Here is a 13339-nt window from a genome sequence, read left to right as displayed (position 1 = left end):
ATGACGACTCAGCTCTTTCCCATTCAAATTGAGTCCGGCTGATACTTATTTTGAAGTGTGCGGATTGAGGTAAACCAATTTAAGTACTCGTCAAATACAACATTGGCAGATCGACAAAAGTGCGAAATTCCAGTTCTTTATGCAAATTATTCAGAGAATGCGCCATTCGATCCGGCGGTTCTTTTGTCGGCTCAGTTCCGAATCATTAGCAGCTACAGGCCTGGTTTCACCGTAGCCAGTAAAGGTAATTCGCTCAGGAGCAATACCGGATTTGTGCAAATACTCCTGCACGGACTGCGCACGTTTTTTTGAAAGTTCCAGATTCTCCGGTGCCGAGCCGACATCGTCGGTATGTCCGGATATCTCTACTCTAATGGCTTTATTCCGGCTGAGAAAATCCGCCATTTTGTCCAGTTCCACTTTAGATTTTTCGTCGAGGGCATATTCCCCTGTTTTGAAAAATATATTGTTTAAAACCTCCGCACGGTCTTTCTCAATGGCTTCCAGCGGAACGTCCAGATTTATGAAGGAAGCCGAATCACTTACGGTAAATGAGAGGCTTTTGAACAAATAGCCATTTTTAGAAACATAAAAAGCATATTCGCCGCCCGTATTAAGGACGGTCAGAAAACTTCCCGTCTTGCTGTCAGAAGTGAATGCACCCACTTTTTGTTGTGTTTTTAAATCAAAAAGGTCAATATCGGATGCGAGTGGCGCGGATGTTTTTTTATCAAAAACCTTCCCTTTTGCATAGCGCGTCGGGATGATCATCTCCTGTAAAGATTCGGGAACGTCGAATGTATAAAGCAGCGATCGGCCTTTTCCTTTGTCCGAAGTATCATCCGTATAGTAAGCATGCTGGCCGTCGGAGGCAATAAACAGTCCCACCTGATCTGCGACTGTATTGATGGGATAACCGATGTTTTTGGCTGGCGACCAAACCGTGTCCATTTTTTGAGCAATGAAAATATCGAAACCACCCATTCCAGGGAGTCCATTTGAGGCATAAAATAGTGTGCGGTTATTGGCATGAATGAAAGGTGCATTTTCATCGTCAGGAGTATTAATGGCCGGGCCAAGGTTTTTGGGGGCCGTCCATTGCAGTTTATTGTTCAGGCTGGTCACCCAAATATCCCTCTTTCCCTGTCCGCCTTTTCGGTCGGAAGCAAAATAAAGCAAATGCCCGTCGGCCGAAAGCGACGGCTGCGATTCCCATTCGCGGGAATTCACCTGCTCACCCAGGTTTACGGGCGCAGTCCAGTCTTTTCCCTCCTTACGGGTAATGTATAAATCGCAGCTCCCAAATCCATCCTGGCGGTTGCAGGCGGTGAAAACGAGCGTCCGGCCGTCGGCAGAAACCGTGCAGGTACCTTCGTTATTAATGGTATTGATCGCCGCAGAAATTTCCTCAGGTTTTGCCCAACCATTTTTAGCACGTTGGGTTGTGTAGATATTCTCGTCCCGGTTTTGAGTTAATCCCGTGAAAATCAATACCTCATCATCAGCAGTCAAGACAGGGAAATATTGAGTTTCCAAAAAATTGACGGTATCCCCTAATGATTTCTTCTGGATGTCCAGCGGATTTTTAATCGCATTCTGAGCGAACTTGGAGGAGGCAATTGATTTTTCAGTCAATCTGAAGAGGCTGGATCTGGCTGGGAAAAGTGGAAGAGCTTTTTCAAAATAAGCCTGGGCAGAGTCATATTTTTCAGCTTCGAGATAATGCCGGCCAAGCCAGTGAAACGCTGTCGCGGATTGCGGTACGCCTGGTTTTAGTGAAATGGCCCGCAAGTAATATTTTTTTGCAAGATTTGGGTTTCGCTGCAATTCGTAGATCTGCGCCAGTCTGAGGTTGGTATCGTAACTGGAAGGGTCCTGTTCGAGTACTTTTTCAAACAATGCAATGGCTTCCGGCAACTTTCTTTCCTGCCATGCCTTTTGCGCATTTTCATAATTCTCACGCGCTTTTCTTGACATTGTTGCGTCCTGGGCCGACGCGAAAATTGGGATGATGAAGACTACAAAACAAAATATGTAAAGAGCGCGGCGCATTATGGAATGTTCATAAACTTGTGGGTTTGTAACGACATTTTCCATTTCGGATTGCCTTTGATGTAGTCAATGATCAAAGGCAGCATCAGGTCTTGCTTACTCCACTCAGGTTGAAGCAGCAAGGTGCAGTCGTTAGAAACCAATGCGGCGTGCTCTTCGGCGAAGCCAAAATCACTTTTATTGTAAATGATGGCTTTAAGCTCATTTGCATTCCTATAAATGTCGGAATGCGGAATTTTAAATTTTTTGGGAGAAAAACACACCCAGTCCCAACGGCCGGTAAATGGATAAACGCCCGATGTCTCGATGTTGGTTTGGAAGCCGGCTTCCTGTAAAGCACCTGTCAATTCATTCAGGTTGTACATCAAAGGTTCGCCGCCGGTTATCACTGCCAGGCGGCCCGGAAATTTCAATGCGCCGTCTATAATGGCGTTAATGCTGTATTTGGGATGAACGCTTGCATCCCAGGATTCTTTCACGTCGCACCAGTGACAGCCTACTTCGCAACCTCCGAGGCGAATGAAGTAAGCGGCGCGGCCACTGTGCTGTCCCTCACCCTGCAACGTGTAAAAAGCTTCCATAACCGGAAGCTGGCTGGCCAATATGGGAGATGTTTCGGTAAGCAAAATTGAAAATGGTTGTTATTAAACAAGAGCAACAAATAAAGCTCTCTAAAAATCCCACAAAGGTAAGAATTTCAAAATTGCCAGTCCTTTTTGTAAATCATTGTATTATCCACCCAATCCAATAATAAGCCGGTTGCTCCGTTCCATGGCTTTTGCTATTTGTTACCAATTTCTTCTGCCAGTCCGATAAGAAGTCCTTCGGTTCCACGTACATAACATAGCCGGTACGAGTTCTCATACTGGACCACTTCGCCCACCAGGTGAGCGCCATGCTTGGTTAGTCTGGATACCATTTCGTCAATGTCTTCAACGGTGAACATCACACGTAAATAACCCAGGGAGTTCACAGGCGCAGTCCGATGATCTGATATCGTGGCAGGTGTGAGAAATTTCGAAAGTTCGAGTCGACTGTGGCCATCTGGGGTAACCATCATGGCAATCTCCACACACTGAGAACCAAGCCCGGTAACACGGCCAGCCCATTCTCCTTCTACTGTCCCTCGCCCTTCGAGCTTCAGGCCGATCTCTGAGAAAAACGAAATAGCATCGTCAAGGGATTCAACCACGATGCCCATATTGTCCATTCTTAGCAGTTTGTTTTTGTTCATTGTTTTATTCATTCGTTTGTTTCATTCCATTGCGTTTCCGTCTATGGGTTGCCTGAATGTAGAAGAACCCGATGGGGAAATATACTTATGGCCCCCCATTTGACATACGACAGGAAATTTATGGCCATCATTCTTAATTGTAATTTGCCGGCGGCCCCGCTAGACAACGCCTTAGTATACTATCTTGACCGCCTTCAAATTCCTGGTAGGCTGTCACGGTAGTTACGTCTTTATGCTTTGCTATTTTTCTCCACTGGGGCGATGCGTTATAAACCCCTTTCAGAGAAATAAGCTACCCATTTTTCCCAGCTTTTGCGGTTCTGAAACATTCCGTGAATGAATACAATCGTCTTCTTCAGAGATTTTAGTTGTGGATGAAATGTGCTTACAGCAATAACAATACCGTATCCCCGGAAAGCAAAAACAGGAGAGACCGAATTTTTTTCAGACGATGATCAGCCAAACACAACTTGGTCGCTACCCAGCAGGGGATGCAAGCGCTTTTGACTCTTGCCGGGTACGATTTTTAAAGAGGGCGGCCAGTCAACAACTAAAACCATTTTTGAAATGAAGATGAAAATCAACAAACTTTACAAAACTGCCACCGTACTGCTGATCGGTACGGTAATGCTTGGAACTATCTCGTGTTCAATGGAGGATCATAACCTGCCAGTTGGAGCATCGATCAAACCGAAAGGACCTAAGCCGGCTTTTGCTCCGGAGATCCACGAGGAAATGTGGGCCGTGATTGAAAAGCTGCTCAGCTACGGTGATCCTCCCATCTACACACTTACCCCTCAGCGGGCCAGAATGAACCACACGGTGAAAGATGCGGTCATGGACCTGCTTGCAGAAAACAACATAACCCCGCCAAAACCACAGGTTGACACTACGGGGGCAGACATCCCGGTTATCGGCGGTTCGATCCATGCCCGGATTTATACGCCTAAGAGCGGCATGGGGCCATTTCCTGTGATCGTGTATTATCATGGCGGTGGCTGGGTGATAGCTAACATTGACGTGTACGACCCATCGGCTGCGGCCCTATCTGAAAAAGTGGGTGCCGTGGTTGTTTCAGTAGGATATCGCAAAGGGCCGGAACACAAGTTCCCGACAGCACACAATGATGCAGTTTCGGCCTATGAATGGGTGTTAACTAATATGTCTTTGCTGAAAGGAGATAGTGCCAGGATCGGTGTTGCCGGTGAAAGTGCAGGAGGAAACCTGGCTGCCAACGTAAGTATCAAGGCGCGCGACAATGGCTGGGCCATGCCAAAACATCAACTTTTGGTCTACCCTGTGGCCAATTCGGATACTACCGTTGCCTCTTATAAACAGTATCATGACGCCAAGCCTTTAGATGTGCCAACCATTAAATGGTTTTTGCAGCATTATCTCAACGATCTTTCAGAGGCAAAAGACCCGCGCATTTCATTGGTTTTAGCTGATCTGAAAAACCTGCCGTCAACAACCATCATCGGCGCGCAAATTGACCCGCTGCAATCAGAAGGCATGCTTTTGCGCGACAAGCTTAATGAAGCAGGCGTGGAAGTTTCGTACGAGTTATATGAAGGTACTACGCACGAGTTCTTCGGGACCGCTGCCATTGTCCCCGAAGCCAAACAAGCCCAGGATAAAGCAGCCGAAGATTTCAAAAATGCTTTCAAATAAACACAGAATGGTAGCATCGAGGCTCTGGCGCTAATGGACTGAATAATAAAAGCGGTACGAGCTTTGACCTAATTCAATGTGATTGAGCCCGGTATAGTGCCGGGCTCAATCGCTTTTTGGCCAGGCCTTATTCTATGTTTTGAATTGATTCACGGGGCCGCTCTGCACTGGAACACATGAATTGCCAAAGACCGCTGGAACACTCGTTCCATTTTCTTTCTGTGGCTATTTAGAAAGATGACCACTTAAAGTTCTAAAATCCTTTGGCATAGATATTTAAGACTATACGCATCTTTTCACTTAAATCCATTCTGTACATCAGCCACTTCATGGGAAACCCTGCCAATTATGATTCTGATATGCTTTTTCAAGGACCAGGCCCAATGCGGGCACTATGCCGGGCGTTCGATTGGTCGCATACGGTTCTGGGAGCTAGCATGGACTGGACACAATCGCTTCGCGCAACGGTTCACTTGATGCTGGCTTACCCTTTCCCCAGTGTTGTTTTATGGGGAGAAGAGCTTACTCAAATTTATAATGATGGCTACAAGGATTTAATGGGTGACAAGCATCCATCCGGGCTCGGCCAGCCAACCCGGCAGTGCTGGCCCGAAGTATGGCACATTAACGAGCCGATCTACCAGCGCGTATGGAAGGGTGAGTCTTTTCGTTTTGATGACGCGCTTTATCCGGTTAATCGTTTAGGTCACCTGCAGGACGCGCGGTTTACCCTTGCTTACAGCCCGGTATTTACCGATTCAGATGAAATCGGTGGCGTTTTAGTCACAGTCTTAGAAACTACTATTCAGGTACAAGACCAAAAACTGGAAAGACAGGCACTTGCTCGCTCCGAGGAACGGTACCGTACGCTTTTTAACTCGATTGATGAAGGTTTTTGTTTATTGGAGCGCTTAGACACCAAGCAAATCGATTTTCGTTACCTGGAAGCAAACCCGGCATTTTTCCAGCACACCGGGGCAGGGCCCGTTGTCGGTAAGACAATCCGTGAAGCATTTCCCGGGGTGCCCCAGGAAACCTATTCCCTTTATGAAAAGGTTTGGCAAACGGGTCAGCCGGTGCGTACTGTACTGGATGTGATAGCTATTGACCGCACGATTGAGCTTTTTGCTTTCCGTGTTGTGGAGGGTGCTGAGAAGCGAGTTGCCATCTTTTTTAAAAACGTTACGGAAAATAGACGTCATCAGATGCACCTGGCCCTTTTAGTCGAAGTAAGCCAGGAACTGGCCGGTCTGGTCAGTATCGAGCAGACACTTGGGGCGCTTTCCAAGAAAATAGCTGCCTATTTCAGGTCTTCAAGAGTGGTGTTCAGTGAAGTAGGCGCAGGGCAGCAAAACATTACGGTCATACACGATTGGTATCAGGAAGGCTTGTCAAGCATGCTGGGTTCATACCCGATCGATGGTTTTTTAATAAAAAATTTCCAGCATGCATGCGCTGAAGGCAAGATGCAGGTCATCCACGACACGGCTAGTGACACCCGGGCCAACAAGCAAATGACGGCAGCGATCCGCGTAGCCTCCCTTGTTAACATTCCGTTGCTCCGTGAGGGAGAGTGTCGTTTTTGCATGACTGTGACGCATAAGCTGCCTCGCCACTGGCGTGAGGACGAAATTAATTTGATGGGGGAACTTGCCGAACGCATCTGGGCTAGGCTCGAACGCGTGCAGGATGAAGAGGCCTTGCGACAGGCAGAAAAGCGTCTCCGACTGGCCACGGAAGCCGCCGATATGGCCACTTGGGAATGGCAGTTGGATACCAACCAGATTTATTGGAACGAAGAGCACTTTCGGATATTTGGCCTTGAACCTCATGCCGGCCCTGTGGATCCCGAGTTGTTTTTCGAGCACGTACATCCAGATGACAGGGAACGGATAGGTGCCCAGCTACAACAGGCACTGGACACGGATGAATTGTTTGATGCGGAGTTTTGTGCTGTTTTGAAAGACGGCTCCACCCGGTGGATGAGTGGCTACGGGCGTGTAATGGAGAAAGAAGGTGACCGGCCAATGGTAATGAATGGGGTCATGTATGACGTTACCGCACGCCGCCACGCAGAGGATGCACTCGGTGAGTCAGAAGAGCGCTTTCGTGCTTTTGTAACGTCGACCTCGGATGCCGTTTACCAGATGAGCCCCGACTGGCGGCAAATGCACCACCTGGTAGGTAAGTCCTTTCTTTTGGATACGGCAACACAGAATACAAGCTGGCTGCATCAATATATCCCGTTAGAAGACCAATCGTTTGTACAGGAGGCTATTAACAAAGCGATAGCCAATAAAGCGCCTTTTGAATTGGAACATCGGGTCATACTGGCCGGAGGGGACATTGGCTGGACGTTCTCCCGGGCGATCCCTAAGTTTGATAAACAAGGCGAGATTACTGGATGGTTTGGGACGGCCAGTGATATAACCGGTGTAAAGCGTGCCCGTCAGGCCCAGCGCGAATCTGAATTACAGTACCAAATCCTGTTTGATTCGATCGACGAAGGTTTTTGCATCATTGAAGTCTTGTTTGATCTAAACCAGAGGGCAGTTGATTACCGTTTTTTGCAAGCCAATCCGGCATTTATCCGTCAGACCGGGCTCCCCAATGCTGTTGGCAAGACGATGCGTGAGCTCGCTCCTGGCCATGAAGAGTTTTGGTTTGAGATGTACGGGCGTATCGCCAACACGGGCGAGCCGGCCCGTTTTGAGCATCAGGCAACCGCATTGGGCCACTTTTATGATGTGTATGCTTTTCGTATTGGTCAGGCTGGTCAAAACCGGGTTGCCATTCTGTTTAACGATATCATTGCCAGAAAGAAAGCAGAACAGACTTTACAGGCAAGCCAGGCCCGCCTGGCTGCGATATTCGAAAGTTTACCCGTCGCAGTTGGGGAGCTGGACCCGCAGGGCAGGGTGGTTATTGCCAACAAGGCGATGGACCGTTATATGCCTTCGGGAATTATGCCCTCAATGGACAAAATCCGTCACGACCGCTGGCTGGCCTTTAACCCGGACGGTAGCCGCCTTCATCGCAGCGATTATCCCGGTGCCCGTGCGCTGCGTGGCGAGCGCGTGCTTCCGCCTATTGAAATGCGCTACACACAGGACGACGGTACTGCGATCTGGACCCACGTGGCTGCGGTACCTCTCACCAACAACGAAGGAAAGCTTACCGGGCAAGTCACCATCATTACGGATATAGATGAATTGAAACTGGCTGAAAGTGCCCTGCAGCAGGCAGACCGGCGTAAAGACGAATTCCTGGCCATGCTGGCCCATGAGCTCAGAAACCCGATGTCCACCATACGAAATGGATTGTCGGTTCTTTCCCTGACCAGGTCGGGTTCAGATCCCGTTGCCGAGCAAACTCTGACGTTGATGGACCGGCAGATGAACCACCTGGTGCGATTGGTAGATGATCTGCTTGACGTCAGCCGCATCAGCCAAAGTAAAATAGAGCTCAAAAGTGAGCGCATCGAACTAGGGCTGCTGGTGTCGGACGCAGTCAGGGCAATTAACGACCAATATGCGGCGGCCGGCAAACAACTGCACCTGACCCCATTGACCACGACTTTTTACGTTCAGGGCGATATAACAAGGTTGAGCCAGGTGGTCACCAATCTATTGACAAACGGACTTCGTTATACCGGCGAGCAAGGGCAGGTGTGGGTAAGTCTATCTCAGCAAAACGGAAAAGCTGTACTCCGCGTGGCTGATAATGGTATCGGGCTTACAACTGATCAGCTCACCTCCATCTTTGATCTTTTCGTACAAGCCGACAACTCGTTGGCCCGCGCTCAGGGTGGCTTGGGCATCGGACTGACACTTGTGCAGCGCTTGGTGAAGATGCATGGCGGTGATGTGGAAGCCCGTAGCGGTGGGTTAGGCCAGGGAAGCGAGCTTTTGGTTTACTTGCCCCTGGTAGATACGCATGAAAGGCAGCAAAGCGTAGCGGGCAGTGCTGAGGTTGAACAGCAGCGGGGCCAGCGTATTTTGGTCATTGACGACAATACCGACGCAACTTTACTGGTTACTTTGCTTTTGAAATTAAAGGGTTTTGAAGTCGACAGTCGCAAAAGTGGCTTGGAAGGCATTAGAGCAGCTGAAACAATTAAGCCGTCAGCCATCCTGTGCGACATCGGCATGCCGGGAATGGATGGCTATGAGACAGCAAAAATGATCCGGAAACAGTCTTGGGGTCAGACTGTTCCACTGATTGCCCTGACCGGCTATGGTCAGCGGGAAGATAAGCGTTTAGCCAAAGATGCAGGGTTTGACAGCCATCTTGTCAAGCCCGTTGATTTGAAAGATCTCGTCCAGCTGCTCGATGAGTTGATCAGCAAAAACGGATAGGAAAGCCTAGATTAAAAAAGCCCTTCATAAGACCAACTTCCGCCTTTATTTACTAAATATACCCCAATAGGGGTATTGCGTCTCTTTTGACAAGCCAGGAACTTTGCCTCAGGTCCATCAACAGGTGTATCGAATTTTAGAACCAAATCAACCCATCTCAACCCGGCCGCCGAACGCATGAAAAAACACTACTCTTTTTTTAATTCATACTTATTTTCCTTGCTGATCGCAGTATCGGCACTCACCTCCCAGGCCCAGGATTGGGACCACATTATTAAAGCTACTGTTGCCGATGCGCAGGGGTACAGAAAGGCCGATTCGCAATATGGACGCTCGGTAGCTATTTCAGGCAACTATGCGCTGGTGGGTGCCCCGGGCGAAAGACCCGGCACGGCAGAACCCACTGATTTCACCCCCCGGGGAGCTGCCTATCTGTTGTTGAACGACAATGGAAATTGGAGAATTGTTAAAAAGCTCGTTCGGCCGGCCTCCGAAAACACTACTGTATTTGGGATGATTGTCTCAATGAGCGGCGATTACCTGACCATTACCGGGGGAACGGGGCAGGGCGAATACTTTGCTTTTATTTATTATAAAAATCAGGGAGGTGCAGGTAATTGGGGAGAGTTGAAAAAGATTACGGCCCCTTATCTGGATGCCGCCAGTTCATTTGCGCAAGCGATATCCATGGACGGTGACTATCTGGCAATATCGTCGTTTTTAGACCTGGACGGATCGGTGCACATTTATAAAAAAAACGAGGGCGGAACCAACAATTGGGGATATTTAAAGAAACTGACGGCACCGCATTCTGAAAATTACCAGGATTACTACGGACGTGCCATTTGTCTGAAAGATAACCGTTTGATTGTGGGTGCACCTGCCGAGAATGAGGATCTCTCCGAGCAAAATGGCCTGGATAACGCTGGTGCAGCTTATATATACGGTAATAATAAAGGCGGGACAGACAACTGGGGGCTCATGTCCAAGGTAATTGCGCAAAACCGGGCAGCCAATGACAACCTGGGATGGTCTGTATCCATCAGTGGTGACTTTGCGATCGTCGGGGCATGGAAAGAAGATCAGGATGCTCAGGAAACGGCAACACTTCGTGACGCGGGCGCTGCCTATATTTTTGAGAAAGATCCGGCCAGCGACAACTGGGCACAGGTTCAAAAAATAACTGCTTCCGAAAGGAGATCCTTTGACAGCTTCGGCCGCAATGTGAATATCGTGGGAGATGTTGCGATCGTGAGCAATGTAACTTCTTTGGGACGCGACATTAGCCTATACTCGCTCGAAACAGGCTCCATTCATATCTTCAAAAGAAATGTGGGTGGCACCGGCAATTGGGGACTGCTGAAAAAGATCGATGAACCCGTCACGGGCCTCAACAACCAGTTCGGCAAAGTGATTGCCTTCAACAGTCAATACCTTCTTGCAGGAGCTCCGGCAGACGAGACGGACGCAAACGGCCAGAACAACCTGGTTAATGCTGGCTCTCTCTATATCTACGGTAGTGACCAGGGAGGAGCCGGAAACTGGGGACTGCTAAAAAAAGAGGTCCGTACCCTCATAGATCGTAAAGCGGAGGATTTGTTCGGCGCATCCGTGTCAATCAGCGGTAATTACGCAATAGTAGGAGTAAATGGGGACGACGAAGATGAATATGGTTTCAATCCGGTGGAAAACGCCGGTGCTGCCCACATTTTTCAGAATGTGTCAGGTACATGGAGACAAATACAAAAGATCTGCGCCCCGACCCGAAGCAGGTATGCGAATTTTGGGGCGAACGTATCGATGGATGGCGACTACGCAGTCGTGGGTGGGTTTGCACCCACCACAAGAGACGGCCGCCCCGACATTCAGGGGGTAGGATATATTTTTAAAAGAGAAGCGGCGCCGGATAACACATGGAAATTGAAACAAATTATCCAGCCGCCTAGCAGCGCCAACCTCCCGAGTTTTGGCTCATCACTTTGCATTAACGGGAATTATATCCTGGGTGGATCGCTAAATAATGGCAACGAACCGGGAAGTGTTCTGGTTTTCAAGAAAAATCCGGAAAATGATGATTTCGGGCAAATTGACGAAATCAAATCACCCTTCACAAATGTAGCCTCGGGATATTTCGGATCAGCTGTGAGCCTTAGTGGCGATTTTGGTGTCATCGGCGGATACGGTATGGGATCCGTATATGTTATTGAGAAAGATGCGGAGGGAGCTGACAATTGGGGTATCGTAAAAACCATTTCCGACCCCGCCTTTGAGACCAACAGCTACGGAAATTATGTTGCTATTAGCGGGGAGGATTTAGTGGTAGGCATTGAATACGCCACAGCTGGTGAGGGGCCCGTGGGAATCGCGGCGAAAATCTACAATCGCAATACAGGCGGTACGAATTCCTGGGGACTGGTGCGCCAAATCGCAATGACTGGCGAAGAAGACAAAAGGATCACCGGAGTAGCAATGGATCACGATAACGTCCTGGTCGGTTCGGTTTCTAGACCTGATGGATCCCTTGGTCGCATCGGGCTGTATCGGAAAGATAAAGAGGGTGCCAACCAATGGGGGAATGTTACAACATTTACAAGCAACGGATATCCATCCGTTGGCATTAGCGGCAATTACTTCGTGGCCGGATCCGCCCATGATTTGACGGATAACGAAGGTCTGCCCACCACAGATTATAGTGCAGGCAGTGTGTCCTTCTATCGAAAAACAGCAGGCACTCCATCAAACATGGAAATCCCCACTACAAGCGGTAATTATCAAAGTGATTATACGATTCAAGAGGGCGATCTGACGCATTACTGTACGGGTAACTACCTTCTTCTGAGCCTGCAGCAAACAGGTACCGGTGCTGATATTCCTGCAAATGCCGTCCAGTTTAGTCTTGGCACAGGTGCGAGCTATTTTACCGGCACCACCGGTTTTCTGTCAGATACCAAAGGAACAGCGGTAGTGAACCGAAAATGGAATGTCAATCCGGCGACGGAACCAACAAGTGAGGTTAAAGTGCGCTTTTATTATACCACAGAGGAATACGAGGCGATCAGTGCTGCTTTGGTTGCCAATGGAAAAAAGGGTTTGACAAGTGAATCCCAACTGTTTTTTTATAAAGTCAAAGACAATTCACTGGGCGATTTTCCGGATGTCAAAGACATCCCTTCCGAAAAAGTCCAGGTAATCGTTCAGGGTTCGGTTGCCAGCACTACAAAATGGGAGCCTGGCATTGAGCAGGGAAATAAGTACGCCGAATTTTTAGTGACTTCATTTTCAGGAGGGGGACTGGGTGGGGTTTCCCCGGAAGGCTCTCTGCCGGTGAAGCTTTCATACTTCCAGGTCCGTAGCAGAGAAAATCAGGCACTGCTCGAATGGCGGACTTCCGAAGAAACCCAATCGGATTATTTTGAGATACAAAAGAGTACGGATGCAAAAAGCTGGCAAACTCTTGGAAAGAAAAAAGCAGCAAGCGAAAGCAAGCGGGTGCTATTTTACGATTTCACGGATGCAAGCCCGTCTCCGGGAACAAGTTATTACAGGATCAAAATGGTAGACATCGACGCGTCATTCGCATATAGCAGCATACGCCATGTTACTTTTGAGCCGGAGAGCTTCATCGTCATTTATCCTAACCCAACCGCTGATAAGATCTACATATCAGGCATAAAGCCAGAACTCATCAGGTCAATCGAGTTGGTCAACTCATCAGGACAGCTCGTTTCGGTAATGAGTCCATCCGCTCAGGGACTTTCGACAAGAAAGCTTAATCCGGGCTTATACACGGTTACCGTAATCGGACTGGATGGGATACCTATTTTAAAGAAATCGATGGCAAAACAATGAATAACAAGATCACCGATCAACCGAATTTGATTCAGATGAAGCAAGTCTACGTATTGTCATTTCTCCTCTCCGTTTTAGTGGTTCCAAAGATCAATGTTTATGCCCAAAATCCCGCGCCAGTAGACCGGTCTGAGTATGGGAAGTATTTGGTAGCCTGCGGCAGTAAGCTTCGCAT

The 13339-nt window shown here is 48.5% G+C and carries 6 protein-coding genes; 3 read left to right on the top strand and 3 right to left on the bottom strand.

Features of this window, described 5'->3' with window-relative positions; genetic code table 11:
- Positions 1–150 precede the first annotated feature (150 nt).
- The 3 genes from LZG72_RS20320 to LZG72_RS20310 form a co-directional block, all read right to left on the bottom strand.
- Positions 151–1977, bottom strand: a complete 1827-nt coding sequence (locus tag LZG72_RS20320; RefSeq protein ID WP_233876535.1) for an OmpA family protein — start codon at positions 1975–1977, stop codon at positions 151–153.
- Between the two features lie 74 nt (positions 1978–2051).
- Complete coding sequence (locus tag LZG72_RS20315) at positions 2052–2633, bottom strand: 7-carboxy-7-deazaguanine synthase QueE (RefSeq protein ID WP_233876643.1); 582 nt, start codon at positions 2631–2633, stop codon at positions 2052–2054.
- 200 nt (positions 2634–2833) lie between these two features.
- Positions 2834–3262: a VOC family protein gene (locus tag LZG72_RS20310; protein WP_255701085.1), complete on the bottom strand. Its 429-nt coding sequence runs from the start codon at positions 3260–3262 to the stop codon at positions 2834–2836.
- A gap of 591 nt (positions 3263–3853) precedes the next feature.
- Here LZG72_RS20310 and LZG72_RS20305 point away from each other — a divergent pair.
- From LZG72_RS20305 to LZG72_RS20295, 3 genes are all read left to right on the top strand, one after another.
- The gene (locus tag LZG72_RS20305; RefSeq protein WP_233876533.1) at positions 3854–4957 is read left to right on the top strand and encodes an alpha/beta hydrolase; all 1104 of its coding nucleotides are present in this window, start codon (positions 3854–3856) and stop codon (positions 4955–4957) included.
- Between the two features lie 437 nt (positions 4958–5394).
- On the top strand, positions 5395–9315 hold the full coding sequence (locus LZG72_RS20300; protein WP_233876531.1) for a PAS domain S-box protein: 3921 nt from the start codon (positions 5395–5397) through the stop codon (positions 9313–9315).
- Positions 9316–9492: 177 nt separating this feature from the next.
- Positions 9493–13164, top strand: a complete 3672-nt coding sequence (locus tag LZG72_RS20295; protein ID WP_233876529.1) for a T9SS type A sorting domain-containing protein — start codon at positions 9493–9495, stop codon at positions 13162–13164.
- Positions 13165–13339: the final 175 nt, after the last annotated feature.

The organism is Dyadobacter sp. CY323 (assembly GCF_021390245.1).
GTDB lineage: Bacteria > Bacteroidota > Bacteroidia > Cytophagales > Spirosomataceae > Dyadobacter.
Note: the sequence above shows the minus strand (reverse complement) of the source record. Positions and strands in the feature narration are given on the sequence as shown.